This window comes from Pseudomonas sp. SCPG-7 (assembly GCF_002156405.1).
In the GTDB taxonomy this organism is placed as follows: domain Bacteria; phylum Pseudomonadota; class Gammaproteobacteria; order Pseudomonadales; family Pseudomonadaceae; genus Aquipseudomonas; species Aquipseudomonas parakoreensis.
This window is the reverse complement of the sequence record NZ_MVOO01000001.1, coordinates 288,076-307,722: the sequence shown is the minus strand read 5'-3', so window position 1 is coordinate 307,722 and position 19,647 is coordinate 288,076. Positions and strand designations below refer to the sequence as shown.

Sequence of the window (19,647 nt, the reverse complement as noted above, 5' to 3'; positions counted from 1 at the left end):
AGCCAGCTCCCACAGGACTGAGGCCATCCGCAGGTGTTGTGAACACCGCAAAAACCGGTGGGAGCCGGGCTTGCCCGCGATGGCGTCGGTACAGTCAGCCTCTCATTGCCTGACCTTCCGCTATCGCTGGCAAGCCAGCTCCCACAACGTTTTTGTTGATCATCAGCCTTGTGCACACCGCAGAACCGGTGGGCTATCGGCTCAAGGCCCGGGCCAGAAACGGCGCGGTTCGGCTCTTCTTGCTCGCTGCGACTTTCTGCGGTGTGCCGGCCACGACAATCCGGCCGCCCTGATCCCCGGCCCCCGGGCCGATGTCGATCACCCAGTCACTCTGCGCTACCACGCGCATTTCATGCTCGACCACGATGACCGTGTGCCCTGCCGTCACCAGATTGTCCAGTTGTTCCAGCAGCCGATCGACATCCCGCGGATGCAAACCGGTGGTCGGTTCATCCAGCACATACAAGGTCGCGCCGCGCTGATTGCGCTGCAGTTCGGTTGCCAGTTTGATCCGCTGCGCCTCGCCACCGGACAGCTCGGTGGCCGGCTGCCCGAGCCGCAGATAACCGAGGCCGATGTCTCGCAGCACCTCCAGCGAACGGCGAATTGTCGGTTGTTCGCCGAACACCTCGACCGCCTCATCCACGGTCAGTTGCAGCACCTGCGCAATGCTCAGGCCTTGCCACTGAATCATCAACGTCTGTGGGTTGTAGCGCGCGCCATGACAGGTCGGACACGGTGCATACACGCTCGGCATGAACAGCAACTCAACGCTGACAAACCCCTCACCCTCGCAGGTCGGGCAACGGCCCTTGGCGACGTTGAAGGAGAACTGCCCGGCGTCGTACCCCGCCGCCCGCGCCTCGGGGGTGGCGGCGAACAGTTTGCGGACGTTGTCGAACAGCCCGGTGTAGGTCGCCAGATTCGAACGCGGCGTGCGGCCAATCGGCTTCTGATCGACCTGCACCAGTCGTTTGATCGACTCCAGCCCTGAAGTCACCTGACCGCTGCTGGCCTGCGGCGCGTCGTCTTCGAGACTGAGCTCTTCCGGCGCCTCGTCAATCACCGGCCGCCCGAGTTGCGCACCGACCAGTTCGAGCAACGCCTGACTGACCAGGCTCGACTTGCCCGAACCGGAAACCCCGGTGACCGAGGTGAAACAGCCCAGCGGAAATTCAGCGCTGAGGTTGTGCAGGTTATTGCGGCTGATGCCATCGAGTTTCAGCCAGCCGCTCGGCTTGCGCGCCGTACGGATCGGCTGCTGGCTCTCGGCAAACAGATAGGCGCGGGTCTGCGATTCGTCGATCTCGGCCAAGCCTGCTGGCGGGCCGCTGTACAACACCTGCCCGCCCTTCTCGCCCGCTGCCGGGCCAACATCGATCAGCCAGTCGGCGCGGCGCATGGTTTCCAGATCGTGCTCGACCACAAACAGCGTATTGCCGTCAGCCTTCAAGCGCTGCAAGGCTTCGAACAGCGCCTCGCCATCGGCTGGGTGCAGGCCGGCGGACGGCTCGTCGAGCACGTAGATCACGCCGAACAGTTGTGAGCCCAATTGCGTCGCCAGGCGCAGGCGCTGCAGCTCGCCGGACGACAAGGTCGGCGTGCTGCGCTCCAGCGCCAGGTAACCAAGGCCCAGATCGGTCAGGGTGCTCACCCGTTCCAGCAAGTCCTCGGCAATGCGTTGCGCCGCCAGACGCTTTTCCAGCGACAGGTTCGGCGTGTGGCGTACGTCCGGCGCGCTGGCGTGGCCGCTGGCACCGTGGGCGACGCGTTGCTGACGCGCCTCGCGGGTTTGCGCATGGCTGAGGGTTTCACCGCTTTCCTCGGCCTGTTCCAGGTACGTCGCCGCAGCCACGGGCTTCAATACTTCGGCGACTTGCAGCAATGGCATCTGCGACAACTCGCCAATGTCGTAACCGGCAAAGGTCACCGACAACGCTTCACGCTTGAGGCGCTTGCCGTCACACAACGGGCACGGGCTGCCGAGCATGAATTGCGCAACGCGCTTCTTCATCAGCGCACTTTGCGAGTGGGTGAAGGTGTGCAGGATGTAACGGCGGGCGCCGGTGAAGGTGCCCTGATAACTCGGTTCCATCTTGCGTTTGAGCGCGACCCGGGTTTCCTCCGGGGTCAGCCCGGCGTACACCGGCACGGTGGGCGTTTCTTCGGTGAACAGAATCCAGTCGCGCTGTTTTTTCGGCAGCCTCTTCCACGGAATGTCGACGTCGATGCCCATGGTCACAAGAATGTCGCGCAGGTTCTGCCCTTGCCACGCCAGTGGCCAGGACGCCACCGCGCGTTGGCGGATGGTCAGGTTCGGATCGGGCACCATCAGCGCCTCGGTCACTTCGTAGACCCGGCCAAGGCCGTGGCACTCAGGACAGGCGCCCTGCGGCGTGTTCGGTGAAAAATCCTCGGCATAGAGCATCGGTTGCCCCGACGGATAACTGCCGGCGCGGGAATACAGCATGCGGATCAGGCTGGACAACGTGGTCACGCTGCCCACCGACGACCGCGTACTCGGCGTACCGCGCTGTTGTTGCAAAGCCACGGCGGGCGGCAAGCCTTCGATGGAATCGACATCCGGCACTCCGACTTGATCGATCAGGCGCCGCGCGTACGGCGCCACCGATTCGAAATAGCGCCGTTGGGCTTCGGCGTACAAGGTCGAAAAGGCCAGCGACGACTTGCCCGAACCGGAAACGCCAGTAAACACCACCAGCGCATCGCGGGGGATGTCGACGTCGACGTTCTTCAGGTTGTGCTCACGGGCGCCACGCACCCGGACCATGCCGGTAGGTGCTTTGGAATTACGCTTGGAAGTCATTGGCGGGCCTTGATCGGAAAATGTGAGTCGAACACAACACCTGTGGCAAGGGAGCTTGCTCCCGCTGGGCTGCGAAGCGGCCGCAATCCAGACAAATCAACCCGGCAGGTAAACCGCGGTTCCCGGGTTTACGACTGCTGCGCAGCCGAGCGGGAGCAAGCTCCCTCGCCACAGAGAATCAGGCACTGAGCACCGATCGAATCATCTGCAACAGTGACTCCGGGCCATACGGTTTGCTCAGCAAGTGCGTGTCCGGACTCAACTGGTGGTTGCGCGAAATGATGTCGCGGGTGTGGCCAGAGGTGAACAGCACCGCCACCGGCGGTACCTGCACCTTGGCCCATGCCGCCAGATCGGAGCTTTTGATCAGCCCCGGCATCACCACGTCGGTGAAAATCAGATCCACTTCGATACCTTCCAGCAGCCTCTGCATCGCCACGTCGCCATTGCCGGCGGTCAACACGCGATAACCCTCTTCGCGCAACAATTCCACGGCAGAGGCGCGCACCGCGTCGTTGTCTTCGACCACCAGGATGGTCTCGTGGCCGCCGCCCTGTTGCTTGTCGATACTCGGCGTCTCATCAAGGACCGGACGCAGGCTGCGCGGAAAGTACAGTTGCACCCGCGTGCCTTCGCCCACGGTGCTGTCGATCTCGACATGGCCACCACTTTGTTTGACGAAACCGAACACCATGCTCAAACCGAGCCCGGTGCCCTGGCCGTCAGCCTTGGTGGTGAAGAACGGCTCGAATACCTGCTCAAGCATTTGAGGCGCAATGCCGACGCCGCTATCGCTGACCATCACCCTTACAAAATCGCCGGCGACGATGCCTTTGCCTGCGCAAAAAGTGCTGTCCAGCCGCGTATTGATGGCGCTGAGGACAATCGTGCCCTCGCCTTTCATCGCGTCCCGGGCGTTGATCGCCAGATTGAGAATGGCGTTTTCCAGCTGATTGCGGTCGACGTTGATGTGCCACGGTTCCTGCGGCAATTGCACGTCGATCTGAATGGTTTCGCCCAGCGCACGCTGGAGCAATTCGCCGACGCCGTCGAAGATCTGCCGCGGATCGCACACCGCCGGCGACAACGGTTGGCGCCGGGCAAAAGCGAGCAATTGCGACGACAGTTTCGCACCGCGTTCCACCGCTGCCAGCGAGGCGGTGACCCGGCGTTGCACGTTGGCATTGTCCGGCTCATGCCGTGCCAGCAAATGCAGGTTGCCGGCAATCACTTGTAGCAGGTTGTTGAAATCGTGGGCCACGCCGCCGGTGAGTCCGCCGATGGCTTCAAGTTTTTGCGACTGGCGCAATTGCTCTTCCGCCGCCAGCCGGGCATCCACTTCACTGGCCACCCGCTGCTCCAGGTTGCGCGTGAATTTGAGCAGGGATTCTTCGGCGATCTTGCGTTCATGGATGTCGATCAACACCCCGGGAAAACGGAGCGGCGTGCCTTGCTCGTCAAACTCGCATGCGCCACTGGCAAGCACCCACAGATAGCTGCCGTCGGCCCGTAACACGCGGTACTCGGCGTTGTACGGCTCGCCGGTGTGCAGCGAATGATTGACCCGGTCCTGCACCCACGCCAGGTCATCCGGGTGAATCCGCGACTCAGTCAAGGATTGCGGCAGGTTGCTCAGATCCTGCTCCGGCGGATACGAAAACGTGCGAGCGAAACGCTCGTCCGCCGACAACACATTGTTCTTCACATCCCAGACAAACGAGCCGAGCAACGCCCCGGCATTCAGTGCCAGACGCACCCGTTCGTTATCGGCGCGATAGGCGTCTTCAGCGGCCTGACGCAGCTGTTCGGAGCGCACTAGCTCGGTGGTCTCGACCACCATCGCCATCACCCCGGAAGGCACGCCATCATCGTTGGCCACCGGGCTGTAATACAGATCCATCCAGACATCTTCAGGCACGCCATCGCGTAACAGCACCAGTTCCTTGTTGCGGTAGGACAAAGTGCCGCCCGCCAGACAGGTGTCGACCACGTGCCGGTTGAACTCGGCGACTTCCGGCCACCCCAGTTCCACGGGTGCACCCAGCAGATACGGGTGGCGACCACCGGCAAACTGCGAGTACGCGTCGTTGTAGATCATGTACCCGGCGTGGCCCCAGAGCATGACCATCGGCAAGGGCGAAGCCAGCATCAATTGCACGGTGCTGCACAGGCTGGCAGGCCAGGTGTCGAGCGGGCCGAGTTCGGTGTGGCGCCAGTCGAACGCGCAAATGCGTTCGGCCATCTCGCCTTTCCAGCCGTCACAACCGTGGCTATCGGATAAAAACTGCATCGATTGACTCGGTGTCCTGTGGTGTTTGCCCGATATATCGCAACGCTGAACGAACGCAGCGCCCCTGTGTTTCGAGCGCCGTCGGTCGCATTGGTTTCATTGAAGGTATAGCCGATTTCTCGCGGCGCCCCGGGTTCAGACCCCGATCAGGTGTTTGAGCGGATGGTAGCCAGTTTTCATCTTCGCAGCGACGTCGAGAATCGCCTTTTCGACGCCATTGAGGTGCAGGCAGGTCAGCTCGATGGCGGCGTTCTGGTCGCCTGCCTCGATGTATTCGATCAGGCGCAGATGTTCGTTGTCGCGGCAGGCTTCGTGGCTGTCGTCATCCAGTGCGGCAACGTACAGCGAGGCGCGGGAAATCAGCTTCTGGAACCAGTCCAGCAGCACCGGATTATTGAGGCTGCGCGCCAGTTTGATATGGAACTCGCCGAGCAGATGGATCAGTCGTTCATGATCGCCGGCGGCGTGGGCTTCATCTTCCAGCAACAGATGTTTGCGCAGGTCTTGCATCGCCGCGGTGTCCTTGCGGCGGCACAGCTCGGTGACGATGCCGATCTCGATCAGCCGCCGGGTTTCGAACAGCGAGCGGATCTCTTCATCGCTGGGCAAAGACACCGACGCACCCTTATTGGGCTCGGTGGTGACCAGGCCATCAGCCTCCAGTTGCTTGAGCGCAGCGCGCACCGACGTACGGCTGACATTGAACAGTTCGGCCAGCGACGCTTCACCCAACTTCATCCCCGGACGCAGCGAACGCTTGCTGATCGCCTGGTAAACCCCTTGGTAGACGCGGTCGACCGTGGTTTCCAGTTTCTTCTCGGTCATTCGAACACTCCTTTAGCCTCAGGCAAACACGGTGTTCCAGAGTTTTGCGCTGTTTGCTTCGATAAGTGTGGCGCAGGATATCGCCTTTGGTGGCGAGATGCAGGGGATGAATCGCAAGTCAGGGGGGGTCAAGTGAGCGGGAGGCCGTCATGATGCAAAAAGATCGCAGCCTGCGGCAGCTCCTGCATTTGGGATGCGTTTCCCTGTAGGAGCTGCCGCAGGCTGCGATCTTTTGATCTTCAGTCGGTACCGTACTTGGGCGAACGCGGACCGTACAACAGACCGGCGTGCTGACCGGCCGACAACAGACGATTGCTCGCCACACCGGCAATCGGATACCCGGCGTCGGTCGAACTGTTGATCACCTGTTTCACTGCGGCGGTAATCAGCATGCCGACCAGACCGCCACCGCTGTTGTTGCCGCCCTCTTCGCTCGACGCCCGCGCCGAACCGGTCCACAGCGTGGTGCCGGACTTCAGGTCCACCAGTTTGGCGGTGGCGGTCACCGCGGTTTCGCTGCTGATGACCATGTAACGCGTACCGTACTCGGTCACGGTGATGTACAACGCAGCGTCGGCGCCGAAGATTTCCTTCAGTTTGTTCGCCGGAGCCTGATGGATATCATCCGGCGTAGTCAGACCGTTCTGGCGGAAGGTTTCGTCCACCAGCGCGATCGGCAGTACGTAGTAACCGGCTTCAGCCAGTGGAAACGTCACTTGCGACAACAGGCTGTACGAGGCTTTCACGTCCGGCGAGGTGTTCAGCGGCGGCAGCACCAGAATGGTCTTCGGCCGTGCCTGCTTGTACGCCGAATAGTCGACGGTTTTCGGCGCAACACAGCCACCGAGTACGGTCAGGGCCAAACCGGCGGCCAGCAGTTTCAGGCTGCGCGAGATCATTTGGCGTCTCCGGTCTTGGCGTTTTTAAGCAGAAAATCCATGTATGGGCCGGACTCGGGGAACAGCGCTTTTTCGGTGCGGAACTGCTGCACCATCTGATCGTCCTTGCCCATGCTCAGGTACAGCAGCCCAAGATGCGCGTGGTAGCCCGGCGGCACAGCCTTGCCGGTGGAACGGATCTTTTGCAGATCGCGCTCCAGCACTTCGGCCTGGGCTTCTTTCGGCTCTTCGCCTTTGAAGTATTCGTAGACCTGCGGTTGATAGTCTTCCCACTGGTACAGGGTTTTCGGGCTGCTGCAACCGGCCAGCAAGGCGCTGGCGGCCAGCGTCAGGGCCAGCAGCGACCGCGACAAAGTCAGATTCATGGGGTGTTGCTCCTTGCAATAAATAACGATCAGTTAGCCGGTTTCCAGGCACCGGCGTTCATGCCATCGACCAGACGATTGATCGCCTCGCGCATGGCCAGATCGAGGACTTTGCCGTTGAGGGTGGAGTCGTACGCGGCGGTGCCGCCAAAACCGATGATTTCGCGGTTAGACAAAGCGTACTCGCCGGCGCCCTGCGTCGAATACACCACTTCGGAGGTGCTGATGTTGACGATGTTCAGGTTGACCTTGGCGTAGGCGACCTGGGTCTTGCCACGGCCGAGAATACCGAACAGTTGGTGGTCGCCGGTTTCCTTGCGGCCGAACTCGGTGACGTCACCGGTGACCACGTAATCGGCGCCCTTGAGGCGCTGGGCCTGGCCCTTGATCGCGGCTTCCTGCTGGATCTCGCCCATGTTGTCGCGGTCCAGTACCGAGAAACGGTTGGTCTGCTGCAAGTGCGTGATCAGGATGGTCTTGGCCTGGCCGCCGAGACGATCGACGCCGTCGGAGAAGATCCCGCGCATGTAGCTGGAGCGGTTATCGAACTTGCCCACCGCCATCGGTACGCGAACGCCGGTCCAGACTTGCGTGGCGCTCTCGACCTTGGCCACCGGCAGTGCGCGGGAGCTTTCGGTGGCGCAGCCGGCAAGGGAGCCGGCGATAGTGCCGAGCACGGCAATCGCAACGCCTGAGACCAACATCCGGGAGATCATTCTCACTGTGCATTCCTTCTGAAAAAACGGTGTGTCCCGGCACGGCAAAGCGGTGGGGAGCAGGAAAAGGGGCGGCATTATGACAAAGTGCCATCATTCGCGACAGATTTTTTTGACGCCAATGAATTGGCTGATCTGAACGACACAAATACCCCGTGTAGGAGCTGCCGCAGGCTGCGATCTTTTGACTTGGCTTTTTAAAATCAAGATCAAAAGATCGCAGCCTGCGGCAGCTCCTACAGGGGGATCGGTGTTAGTGGAAGTCGCGGCTTTGTACGCGGATGCCATCGAGCAGCGGACTCAGATCGCTCAGCCGCCCGGCGATCAGGTGCCGCACTTCGCCCTCACGCTCCCAGCGGCCGTCAACCTTGAGCAGTTGCGAGCCGACCAGCACCTGACGCTGACGCTCGGCCAGATCGCGCCAGACCACCACGTTGACGTTGCCGAACTCGTCTTCGAGGGTGACGAAGGTTACGCCGCTGGCAGTGCCCGGTCGCTGACGCCCGGTGACCAGCCCGGCGATGCTCACTGGCCGACCGTGTTCCACGTCCAGCAACTCCTGTGAACTACGGCAACGCCGGGCCTTGAGTTCGCCACGCAGCAACGCCAACGGATGCGGCCCCAGGGTGGTGCCAAGCGTCGCGTAATCGGCCTGCAAGTCCTCGCCGACACTCGGTTTGGGCAGCAGCACATCGGGCTCTTCCTGGCTCGGCAAGCCGGCAAACAGTCCCAGCTGTTTCTGCACCCCGGCCACTTCCCAGCGCGCGCGATGCCGATGCCCGGCCATCCCGCGCAACGCCCCGGCATCCGCGAGCAACGCCTGGGCCCGACTGTCGAGCGCGGCCCGTTCGCCCAGGTCGGCGACATCGGCAAACGCTCCCCGCGCCCGCGCCGCCTCAATGCGCCGCGCATCGTCCTCGCGAAAGCCCTTGATCATCCGCAGGCCCATGCGGATCGCCGGTTGCGCGCTGCTGATCGGTTCCAGGCTGCAATCCCAGTCACTGGCGCGCACGTCCACCGGACGGATCTGCAATTGATGGCGGCGTGCGTCCTGAAGGATCTGATCCGGGCTGTAGAAACCCATCGGCCAACTGTTGATCAGCGCACAGGCGAACGCCGCCGGTTCGTGGCACTTGAGCCAGCAACTGGCGTAGGTCAGCAAGGCGAAACTGGCAGCGTGGGATTCGGGAAACCCGTAACTGCCAAACCCCTTGATCTGCTCGAAGATCTGCGCGGCGAATTCCTCGGTGTAGCCGTTTTTCTTCATCCCGGCAGCCAGTCGCGCCTTGTGCGGCTCCAGCCCGCCGTGGCGTTTCCACGCGGCCATTGAGCGGCGCAACTGATCGGCCTCACCGGGGCTGTAGTCGGCGGCGACAATGGCGATCTGCATCACCTGTTCCTGAAACAGCGGCACGCCGAGGGTGCGTTTGAGCACCACTTCCAGCTCCGGCGAGGGATAGGTTTCCGGCTCTTCCTTGTTGCGGCGACGCAGGTACGGATGAACCATACCGCCCTGAATCGGCCCGGGGCGGACGATGGCGACCTCAATCACCAGGTCGTAGAACTTCGCCGGCTTCAGGCGCGGCAGCATCGACATCTGCGCCCGCGATTCGATCTGGAACACGCCGATGGTGTCGGCGCGGCTGATCATCTCGTAGGTCGGTTTGTCTTCAGCAGGAATCGTCGCCAGGCTCAGGTCCAGATGCCGATGCCGACGCAGCAAGTCGAAGCAGCGACGGATCGCACTGAGCATGCCGAGGGCGAGGATATCGACCTTGAGCAGCCCGACCGCGTCGAGGTCGTCCTTGTCCCACTGAATGATCGTGCGCTCGGCCATGGCCGCGTTTTCCACCGGCACCAGCGTGTCCAGCGGCTGTTCGGAAATCACGAAACCGCCGGGGTGCTGCGACAGATGCCGGGGGAAGCCGATCAGTTGCCCGGTCAGGCTCAGCACCCGGCGCAGTACCGGGCTGTCGGGATCGAAGCCGCCTTCGAGCAACCGCGCCAGCGGCGGTGTTTCATCGCTCCAGTGACCGCAGCAATCGGCCAGCGCATTGATCTGATCCGGCGGCAAGCCCAAGGCCTTGGCCACGTCACGCACCGCACCGGCGGCGTGGTAAGTACTGACCACCGCCGTCAGCGCTGCCCGCTGGCGACCATATCGGCGAAACACGTATTGCAGGACTTCTTCGCGGCGTTCGTGCTCGAAATCCACATCAATGTCCGGCGGCTCGTTGCGCTCCTTGGACATGAAGCGTTCGAACAGCAGCGTGGTGCGATCCGGGTCGATCTCGGTGATACCCAAGGCAAAACACACCGCCGAGTTGGCCGCCGAGCCGCGGCCCTGACAGAGAATCCTTTGCTCGCGGGCAAAGCGCACCACGTCGTGCACGGTGAGGAAGTAGCTTTCGTAGCCGAGTTCGGCGATCAGTTTCAGTTCATCGTCGATTTGCTTGAGCACTTTGGCCTGCGGCCCTTTTGGCCAGCGCCAGGCAATGCCTTCTTCAGTCAGTTGGCGCAACCAGGAGCTGCCGGTATGCCCCTGCGGCACCAGTTCTTTCGGGTACTCATAGCGCAACTCGCCAAGATCGAAGGTGCAGCGCCGCGCCAGTTGCACCGAGGCGTCGAGCAACGCTTGCGGGTACAACTCGCGCAACACCTCGAGGCTGCGCAGATGCCGCTCGCCGTTGGGGTGCAGGCGCAATCCGGCCTCGGCCACCGGGACGTGATGGCGGATCGCAGTCATGGTGTCCTGCAAAGCGCGCCGGCCACGGGCGTGCATGTGCACATCACCGCTGGCGACAGCGGCAATCTGCAACTGCTCGGCCAGACTCCGCAGCGCCGCCAGCCGGCGCTGATCGTCCTGACCGCGATGCAACTGCACCGCCAGATACAGGCGCTCGCCGAAAGTCTGTTTCAGCCAGCGCCCCTCATGCACGTCATCGACGCTGTCCGGCACCCACACGATGAACAATCCCGGCAGCGCCTCGCTGAAATCCTCGCGCAACACCTGGTACTGGCCCTTCTGCGTGCGCCGCCGAGCCTGGGTAATCAAGCCGCACAAGGTTTGATAGCCCGCCAGATTCTCCACCAGCAGTATCAGTTTCGGGCCGTTATCGATACGGACTTCACTGCCGATGACCAGCGGCAGCTCCACTGATTTCGCCGCTTGCCAGGCGCGGACGATCCCGGCCAGCGTGCATTCGTCAGTGATCGCCAGCGCCTGATAACCGTGTTTTTTTGCCCGCTGGAACAGTTCAAGGGCGCTGGAGGCACCGCGCTGGAAACTGAAGTTCGACAGGCAATGCAGTTCGGCATAACCATCGCTCATGCAAACCAGCCCTGCAGCCACAACGGACCGCCCTCACCCACCGCCCGATAGGCCCAGCCCTGCTGACCGGCGCGGTTCTGGATCAGGTAGTAATCGCGGCGCACATCGTCCCCGTCCCACCAGCCGGATTCGATGCGCTCTGGACCCATGAGGATTCGCGCCGAACCTTCGGGCACGCTTTGCGGTTCGCCGAGCAACCAGCCCGGACGCTGCACGCTCGGCAAACCGCTGCAACGCTGTTTGTCGACAGCGTTCTGCCACGCACATTCGGGGCGGTGGTCGGCCTGAAAGCGCAGGCCCTGCACCGCGTCATCGCCGAGCCGTGCGCGCAGGCGTTCGCGCAACTGCTCCCAGGGCAAGGTCTGTTGCGGACGGTCATCGAACAGTTCCTGAAACTGTGGCACAAAACTCGGCAGGTCTTCGGCACGCAGACGAAAACCGCGCACCGGGGCCTCGACCTGGACTTGCTCCAGTCGCCCGCGGGCCAGTTCGAAGAGCATCGCCGGATCGCGCTCGGCGCTGAGCAGGCCGACCTTGATCAGCGTGTCCGGCAGCCCGGCGTGCTCCAGATGCAGGTCGAAACGCTGCACGCCGCTGTCACGTCCGCAGAGGAACGCCGACAGGTCAGCGGTCAAGCGGCGTAACGGGAACAGCAGCGCCTGATGCGACTGCACGTCGAAATTGAGTTCAATGCGCACATCGAAACGATCCGGCGGCAGATAGAACGCCAAGGCCAGCGGACGCGCGCCAAACAAGGTGTCGAGGTGTTTGAGCATCGACGCTTCGAAACGCCGGGCCAGGGCCTGACGTGGCAGGCTTTGCAGCTGGTTCAGGTGGCGCAGGCCCATGCGCGTCAGCGCCGTGGCGACTTGCGGCTCCAGCCCGACACGGTCGACGGGCAACTGCCCGAGGTGATGTTGCAGGGCTTCGCCGTCCGGTACGACGAGACCGTCGTAGGCGTTGGCCAGCACCCGCGCCGCCACCGGATTCGGTGCCGCGACGATGCGATGGCGGAAACCCAGCTCGGTCAGCTCCTTGCGCAACCGTGCTTCGAACTGCGTCCAGGAACCGAACAGGCCCAGGCTCGACTCGATCTCGAACACCACGGTACGCGGGTAATGCACGCTGACCTGGGCGCTGAACCGATAGGCCCACGCGGCGAGAAATTGCTGCCAGTGTTCGACCTCGGCCAGGTCGTAATCGGCCGTGGCAAAGCCTTTGCACAAGGCTTGTGCGGCGGTCATCGACTGGCCGGCACGCAGCCCGAGCTGGCGCGCCGCTGCATTCACCGCTTGCAGCACCCGGCGCTGGGCCGGGCCGCTGAGCAGTACCAACGGTTCATCGGGATCGGCACGCTGACGCAACACCGCGTCGAGGGCCAATTGCGGGAACAGAATACACACCCAGCGCATGACGACCTCAGTGCCCCACGGCAAACGCAATCGGTGCCGTGCGCGCCAGTCCGCCCCGGCATTTGAGCACGCGCAACTGGGCCGGTCTGGCATCGATGGCAATGCGCAACGCGGCCGGCGACGGGTTGACCGCCTCGCTCAGCGGGCGCCAGGCAAACGCCAGGGTCTGGCCGGTTTCCGCCGCCACCTGCAAGCGCCGCAACGCACGATCATCGGCCTTGTGCGGCCAGCACAGCACCGCGCCGCAACTGCCCGAACGCAGGCATTGTTCCGCCGCCCACAAGGCATCGCGTTCGCTGGCCTGAATCACCGACAACTGGCGCAGATCGACCCCGGCGTTCGCCCACGCCTGCGGGTACGGCACGAACGGTGGCGCCACCAGCACGATGCGCTCGCCCGCTGCCGACAACCGCGCGAGCGTCGGCCACACCAGTTGCAGTTCGCCAACCCCGGGGCCGGCCAGGAGGATTTCACTCAGCGCCGCTTCCGGCCAGCCGCCGCTGGGCAATGCCGCATCGAGGGCTGCATGCCCGGTGGGTTGCGGGCTGGCCGCCGGCGGCGCAGGCCGGCCCTTCCAGACCTGGCCGCCATTGAACAGCGTATCGAGTGCAACGACGGCGCCCATCAGCCTTGCCTCACCAGACCGCAGAACACCCCTTCGATGGCCAGGTCCTGATCGTCGCGCACGACAATCGGCTGGTACGCCGGGTTGCGCGGCAGCAGCCGAACCTCATCGCCTACGCGCTCGAAGCGTTTGATTGTCACTTCACCGTCGAGGCGCGCCACCACGATCTGGCCGTTGAGCGCCTCGGGATTGCGCTTCACCCCCACCAGATCGCCGTCGAGAATGCCGTCCTCGATCATCGAATCGCCCTGCACCCGGAGCATGTAGTCGGGCGCACGGGAGAACAGCGCGGGATCAAGCATCAAGCGGTTATGGATGTCGGCATCGGCACCGATCGGCGCACCGGCAGCCACCCGGCCGAGCACCGGAATGTCCAGTAGCTCCGGCCGCGCGGGTTGCCCGAGCAGGCGAATGCCCCGGGCCTGGTGCGGATTGACCTCGATAAACCCGGCTTCGGTGAGCGCCAGCACGTGCTTGCGCGCCACGCTGCGCGAGGCAAAACCAAAAGCCTCGCTGATTTCAGCGAGGCTTGGGGGCTGACCGTGTTCGGCGATGCGTTCGCGGATAAAGGTCAGGATGGCGGTACGGCGGGGAGTAAGATTGGTCATGGAGTACATTTGTACTCCTGTGGGATTTTACTGACAAGCACCGCCAGTCGGCCTGAGCCGGCGATCCACAAAAATCAAAAGATCGCAGCCTCGTTTCACTCGGCAGCTCCTACAGGGGAACGGGGCTTCAGTTGAGGCCACGTTCGGCGAGGAAGGCGGCGATGTAATCGATGAACGCGACGACCTTGGCCGTGGCTCGTCGATGGCTCGGGTACACCGCAAGAATGTGCGGGCCGAAGCTGTCCGGGTCGATTTCGTAGTCAGCCATGACCCGTACCAGACGCCCGTCGGCGATGTACGGTGCGGCGCTCCACAGCGGCGTGTGCAGCAAGCCGCGTCCGGCCAGGGCGCCGGCCAGCAGCAGGTCGTAATTGTCACTGCGCAACCGCGGCGCCGTCGGCTGTGGCAGGCTCAGGCGCTGGCCGTCGCGCTCGGCCCACCAGAATTCGCGGCTGAGCAACGGATGCTGATACAGCAGCCAATCATGCTGCTCAAGGGTTTGCGGATTCACTGGCAAGCCCTTGCGCGTCAAGTACTCTGGGCTGCCGCACAAGGCCAGACGATTGCTGCCAACCACCCGCGCAATCAGCCCCGGCAAGTCGTCATGGCCCTCGCGCAAGGCCAGGTCGTAGCCGCTTTCCAGCAGATTGACGAACGCGTCGCACAGATCCACTTGCAGGCTGATCTGCGGGTATTGCTGCAAGAAGCCGTCGCACACCTGATCAAGAAACGCCCGCCCATAAGCCAGTGGCGCGGTGATTTTCAGGTTGCCGCGCAGACCGTGCTGCAATTGCTCGATCTCTTCGCCGGCCTCCTCCAGCCGCTGCAACACCAGCCGTGCGGTTTCCAGGTAGACCCGGCCGATTTCGGTCAGCAGGATCCGCCGCGTGCTGCGCTCGAACAGGCGCGCACCGAGTTCCGCCTCCAGGTGATTGACCGCTTTGGTCAGGGCCGACGGAGTCTTGCCCAGTTGCTCGGCCGCGCGGCTGAAACTGCCGAGTTGCGCGGTGACCACGAACATTTTCAGTGCACCCAACTTGTCCATGCTTTTTCCATTCAGGCAAAAACGTTTTTCGTGAGGAAGGCGTTCTGTCGGCCAGTGTCAGCCACTAATCTGGCCATCAGACGCAATAACAAGGAAATCTTCAATGAAAAGATTCATCCCGAGCCTGTTGGTTGGCGCTGTAAGTTTTGCCTCGATGGAAGCCATGGCCGCCACTGATCTGGTGCTGGTCAACGGCAAGATTTTCACCGCCGACCGTGCACAGCCAAAGGTTCAGGCGCTGGCCGTGGAGAACGGCAAAGTGCTGAAAGTCGGCACCAATGCGCAGATCAAGGCGCTGATCGAACCCGGAACGCAGGTGATCGACCTCGGCGGCAAGACCCTGATGCCAGGCTTGATCGACAGCCATTCCCACGCGATTTTCGGCGGTCTGGAAATGGTCTCGGCCAATATGGAGGACGAAGTCGTCGCCCTCGATGAATTGCAAAAGCGTCTGCGCGCCTGGCGTGATGACGGCAAGGCGAAACACGGCGACGTGCTGAGCATCGCCGGCATGAGTTCAGCGTACTGGGCGCAGGCCGAAGCGCTTGGCAAGACGTTCAACCAGGGCGAATGGGCCGACGTGCCGGTGGTGTTCACCGGCAGTGACCACCACACCGCGTGGGCCAACAACGTGATGCTCAAGCGCGCCGGCATCGACGCGGCATTGCTCAAAACCCTGCCCGCTGCGGAAAAAGACACGATCGGCACACTGGCGAACGGTGAACCCAACGGTTTTCTGGTCGATGCCGGCTGGGACCGGGTCGCAGCCAAAATGCCGGTGCCGAGCCCGGCCGATATGCTCAGCGCAGCCAAATCCGCCGTGCGCTTCAACAACAGCCTCGGCATCACCGCGTGGATGGACCCCGCCGCCAATGCCGCCCCGGGCGAGGCCGTGTTCGCGCTCAAACCCACCGAGAAAACCGTCGGCGTGCTGCCGGCCTACAAAGCGCTGTCGGCAAGCGGCGACATGAGCGTGCACGTCGCAGCGTTGCTGGTCGCCAACCCGAAAAGCCTGCCGGCCGACCTCGACACGCTGGATAAAGTGCGCCAACAGTTTCAGGGCATCCCCAACCTGACCCTGCCCGGGGTCAAGATCTTCGCTGACGGCGTGATCGAGTACCCGGCGCAGAGTGCGGCGATGATCGATCCGTACCGCAATTCGCACAAACAGGGCGAACTGTTGATCGATCCGCAGCATTTCGGCGAACTGGTCAGCGCCATCGACCAGCGCGGCTGGCTGGTGCACATCCACGCCATTGGCGACCGCGCGGTGCGTGAATCGCTGAACGGCATCGAACGCGCGCGCAAGGATCGACAGAGCGGCATCACCCATTCGATCACCCACCTGCAAATGGTCAATCCGAAAGAGTTCGCGCGCTTCAAGCCATTGAACGTGATCGCCTCGATGCAACTGCTGTGGGCCAGCGCCGACGATTACACCACCGACATGATCAAGCCCTACGTCAGCGCCCTCGCCTTCCGTTATCAGTATCCGGCGCACTCACTGCTGAAACAGGGCGCGACGATTGCCGGTGCCAGCGACTGGCCGGTGTCGTCACCCAACCCGTTCAATGCCATGGCCCAGGCCATCACCCGCGTCGGGCCGATGGGCGTGCTGAATGCCGACGAGCGTCTGGACCGCGAAACCATGTTTTACGCCTATACCGCCAACGCGGCGCGGACCATAGGCCTGGACAAACAGATCGGCTCACTGACGCCGGGCAAACAGGCTGATTTCATCGTGGTCGACCGCGACGTGTTCAGCGTCGACGAAAAAGCCCTGCATGACACCCAGGTCCTGCAAACCTGGTTTGGCGGGCGTCAGGTCTACACCGCCACCCCATAACAACTCGTTCCCCGTGTAGGAGCTGCCGAAGGCTGCGATCTTTTGATCTTGTTTTTTACGATCAGGATCAAAAGATCGCAGCCTTCGGCAGCTCCTACAGGTTTTGCGTCCAGCCCCTAAAACAATCACAACACCGGGACTTCACATGAAAGCCTTGCCCTTGCTCGCCCTGAGTTCCTTGAGTCTGTTGCCCCTGAGCAGCCATGCGATTGCCTTGAACGACGATTTCGCCTTGCTGGTCGACCTGACGCTGGCTAGCGACTACCGCACTCGCGGCATTTCGCAAACCCAGAATGACCCGGCCGTGCAGGCCGGCCTGACCCTGGCCCACAGCAGCGGTTTATATGCAGGCGCCTGGAGCTCCAACGTCGATTTTGGCGGCGGCCTGAAAACCCGACAGGAAGTCGATTACTACGCGGGCTGGCTGTGGCAGGCCACCGAGGATGTCAGCCTCGATCTGGGCTACATCAAGTACGCCTATCCCAAAGAAAGCCAGTTCAACCAGAGCGAGGTGTACGGCATTCTCGGCGTCTACGGGGTGAAGCTGGCGGCGTATTACTCCAGCGATGCGCCGGGGATCGACAGCAAGCAGAGCTCGCTCTACACCTATGTCGGTTATGAAACCGAGCTGCCGTTCGATTCCGGGTTGAAACTGCGTTACGGCAACATGGATTTCAAGGACCCACACCTGTACTCGGCGTCCGGGCATACCGAAGACAGCTATCGCGAATGGGAGGTCAAGCTGACGCACAACCTGGCCGGCGTGGTGCTGGGCCTGAGCTACATCGATACCGATCTATCGCAAAGCCAGTGCCTGAGCAACTGGGGATTCAAGGATGTGTGCACGGCGACGGTGGTGGCAAGCGTGAGCAAATCTTTCTGACACCCCGCCTTGTGTAGGAGCTGCCGCAGGCTGCGATCTTTTGATTCTGAAAAGCAAGATCAAAAGATCGCAGCCTGCGGCAGCTCCTACGGGGAAACGGAGTAGTTGTTACAGGATGTTTACAAAATTTTTACCAATGTTCTTCTACAGTTACGCGCGTTACCGCGCGTGTTTTCTATTCTGCTAGAGGAATGTCTGTAATGGCTTTGGGCAAAGGACTGCGTTTACCGTCCATCACTTCAACCCGTCTGGTGCTGCTGTTTTCCCTGGCACTGGTGACGCTGTACAACCTGGCAACCTGGAAGGCGCTGGGGAATCTGATCACCTTGCAAGGCGCGCACAAACTGGCGTTTTTCGCCTCGTTCGGGCTGTTCCTGTGGGCGGCGATCACCCTGCTGCTGACCCTCGTTTCGTTTCGCTGGACGCTGAAACCGGCGCTGACCGTGGTCGCTCTGCTCTCGGCCTGCGCGGCGTATTTCATGAACGAATACGGGATCACCATTGACACGGTGATGATCCAGAATGTGTTCGAGACCAACCCGGCCGAGGCTGCGGCGCTGTTCAACGGCAAACTGCTGGCTTACGTGTTGCTGCTCGGCGTGCTGCCAGCGGTGCTGATCTGGCGCTGGCCGGTGAGTTATCGACCGTTCTTTCGCGGCGTGCTCAACAAGGTGCTGGTGATTGCCGCTTGCGTGCTGGTGATCGGCGCATCGGTGGGCGCGTTCTATTCGACCTACGCGCCGATCTTCCGCGAAGAAGACAAGCTCACCCACTTCATCAACCCAACCAACTACATCTACGCCATCAGCAAGTACACCAAGCAGCGCCTGGGTATCAAAAAGCACTTTGTGGTGCAGACCATCGGGGAAGACGCGGTGATGAGCACCAAAGCCGCCAGCCGCGAGAAAAAGTCGCTGATGGTGTTTGTGGTCGGCGAAACCGCCCGCGCCGATCATTTTTCGCTGAATGGCTATGAACGCCAGACCAATCCCGAACTGAGCAAACTGGACATCCTCAACTTCACCCAGGTGCATTCCTGCGGCACGTCCACGGCGGTGTCGGTGCCGTGCATGTTCTCGATGTTCCCCCGTGAGGACTACAGCGACAAGAAAGGCAAAACCTACGAAGGCCTGCTGGATATCCTGCAACGCGCCGGCGTGCAGGTGCTGTGGCTGGACAACAACAGCGACTGCAAGGGCACCTGCCTGCGCGTGCCGCACCGCGACATCGCGAAGAACCAGCCGGGGCCGTTCTGCGACGGCAACAACTGCCTCGATGAGGCGCTGCTGGCCGACCTGCAAAGCTACATCGACAGCCTCAAGGGCCACGCGATCATCGTGTTGCACGCCGACGGCAGCCACGGCCCGGAATACTATGAGCGCTATCCGAAAAGCATGGAGCGCTTCACCCCGATCTGCCACACCAACCAGTTGGGCAGTTGCAGCCGCGATGAACTGGTCAACGTGTACGACAACACCATCCTCTACACCGACCACTTCCTCGCCAAGGTGATCGAGTTGCTCAAGCGCAATCAGGACACCCTGGATACCTCGATGCTGTACGTCTCCGACCACGGCGAATCGCTGGGCGAAAACGGCCTGTACCTGCATGCGGCGCCGTATGCATTGGCGCCGGAAGCGCAGACGCATGTGCCGATGGTGATGTGGTTTGGCAACAACACGCTGGCGCAACTGGGGATTGATCGCGATTGCCTGCAAGGCAAGACCGGACAGCCGGATCTGAGCCATGACAACCTGTTTCATTCGGTGCTGGGGTTGTTCGAGGTGAAAACCGCGCTGTATCAGCCGGGGCTGGATGTGTTTCGCGGGTGCCGGCCAGCCATGACGGCTGCGCAGTAATCCGGATATTGCACAAAACCCTGTGGGAGCTGGCTTGCCAGCGATGGCGGTCTGTCAGTCACATAGATGCCTGATATGCCGGCCTCATCGCTGGCAAGCCAGCTCCCACAGGGAAA

14 protein-coding genes and 1 pseudogene are annotated in these 19,647 nt (G+C 62.2%); 4 read left to right on the top strand and 11 right to left on the bottom strand.

Features of this window, described 5'->3' with window-relative positions:
- Positions 1–193: 193 nt before the first annotated feature.
- From B1722_RS01465 to B1722_RS01455, 3 genes are all read right to left on the bottom strand, one after another.
- The gene (locus B1722_RS01465; RefSeq protein WP_086790990.1) at positions 194–2,827 is read right to left on the bottom strand and encodes an excinuclease ABC subunit UvrA; all 2,634 of its coding nucleotides are present in this window, start codon (positions 2,825–2,827) and stop codon (positions 194–196) included.
- Positions 2,828–3,005: 178 nt separating this feature from the next.
- Complete coding sequence (locus B1722_RS01460; RefSeq protein WP_041073759.1) at positions 3,006–5,117, bottom strand: PAS domain-containing sensor histidine kinase; 2,112 nt, start codon at positions 5,115–5,117, stop codon at positions 3,006–3,008.
- A 135-nt stretch (positions 5,118–5,252) separates the two neighbouring features.
- On the bottom strand, positions 5,253–5,942 hold the full coding sequence (locus B1722_RS01455) for a GntR family transcriptional regulator (RefSeq protein ID WP_041073761.1): 690 nt from the start codon (positions 5,940–5,942) through the stop codon (positions 5,253–5,255).
- Between the two features lie 19 nt (positions 5,943–5,961).
- On the opposite strand from B1722_RS01455, the pseudogene B1722_RS30010 reads away from it, so the two are divergent.
- A pseudogene (locus tag B1722_RS30010) lies at positions 5,962–6,060 on the top strand (hypothetical protein); the annotation flags it as partial.
- 121 nt (positions 6,061–6,181) lie between these two features.
- Here B1722_RS30010 and B1722_RS01450 read toward each other — a convergent pair.
- The 8 genes from B1722_RS01450 to B1722_RS01415 form a co-directional block, all read right to left on the bottom strand.
- Complete coding sequence (locus B1722_RS01450) at positions 6,182–6,841, bottom strand: DUF799 domain-containing protein (protein ID WP_041073763.1); 660 nt, start codon at positions 6,839–6,841, stop codon at positions 6,182–6,184.
- Positions 6,838–7,206 carry a DUF4810 domain-containing protein gene (locus B1722_RS01445; RefSeq protein WP_003225593.1) on the bottom strand — a complete coding sequence of 123 codons (369 nt, stop codon included), beginning with the start codon at positions 7,204–7,206 and terminating at the stop codon, positions 6,838–6,840. The genes B1722_RS01450 and B1722_RS01445 overlap by 4 nt, the downstream gene beginning before the upstream one ends.
- Before the next feature lie 29 nt (positions 7,207–7,235).
- Positions 7,236–7,922, bottom strand: a complete 687-nt coding sequence (locus tag B1722_RS01440) for a CsgG/HfaB family protein (protein ID WP_161794917.1) — start codon at positions 7,920–7,922, stop codon at positions 7,236–7,238.
- 253 nt (positions 7,923–8,175) lie between these two features.
- Entirely contained in the window at positions 8,176–11,253 is a 3,078-nt protein-coding gene (locus tag B1722_RS01435; RefSeq protein ID WP_086790989.1) for an error-prone DNA polymerase, read from the bottom strand.
- Positions 11,250–12,665 (bottom strand): DNA polymerase Y family protein, encoded by a 1,416-nt coding sequence (locus B1722_RS01430; RefSeq protein ID WP_086790988.1) that lies wholly within the window; start codon positions 12,663–12,665, stop codon positions 11,250–11,252. Before B1722_RS01430 ends, B1722_RS01435 begins: the two co-directional genes overlap by 4 nt.
- Positions 12,666–12,672: 7 nt before the next feature.
- Entirely contained in the window at positions 12,673–13,290 is a 618-nt protein-coding gene (gene imuA / locus B1722_RS01425) for a translesion DNA synthesis-associated protein ImuA (RefSeq protein WP_085710132.1), read from the bottom strand.
- Positions 13,290–13,907, bottom strand: a complete 618-nt coding sequence (gene lexA / locus B1722_RS01420) for a transcriptional repressor LexA (RefSeq protein ID WP_086790987.1) — start codon at positions 13,905–13,907, stop codon at positions 13,290–13,292. The genes imuA and lexA overlap by 1 nt, the downstream gene beginning before the upstream one ends.
- A gap of 118 nt (positions 13,908–14,025) precedes the next feature.
- Positions 14,026–14,943 (bottom strand): LysR family transcriptional regulator, encoded by a 918-nt coding sequence (locus tag B1722_RS01415; protein ID WP_086790986.1) that lies wholly within the window; start codon positions 14,941–14,943, stop codon positions 14,026–14,028.
- A 103-nt stretch (positions 14,944–15,046) separates the two neighbouring features.
- Here B1722_RS01415 and B1722_RS01410 point away from each other — a divergent pair, with 103 nt between their 5' ends.
- The 3 genes from B1722_RS01410 to B1722_RS01400 all read left to right on the top strand — a co-directional run bounded on the left by B1722_RS01410 (position 15,047) and on the right by B1722_RS01400 (position 19,531).
- The gene (locus B1722_RS01410) at positions 15,047–16,789 is read left to right on the top strand and encodes an amidohydrolase (protein ID WP_086790985.1); all 1,743 of its coding nucleotides are present in this window, start codon (positions 15,047–15,049) and stop codon (positions 16,787–16,789) included.
- Positions 16,790–16,934: 145 nt separating this feature from the next.
- Positions 16,935–17,672 carry a TorF family putative porin gene (locus tag B1722_RS01405; protein ID WP_041062333.1) on the top strand — a complete coding sequence of 246 codons (738 nt, stop codon included), beginning with the start codon at positions 16,935–16,937 and terminating at the stop codon, positions 17,670–17,672.
- A 200-nt stretch (positions 17,673–17,872) separates the two neighbouring features.
- On the top strand, positions 17,873–19,531 hold the full coding sequence (locus tag B1722_RS01400; RefSeq protein ID WP_041062336.1) for a phosphoethanolamine transferase: 1,659 nt from the start codon (positions 17,873–17,875) through the stop codon (positions 19,529–19,531).
- Positions 19,532–19,647: the final 116 nt, after the last annotated feature.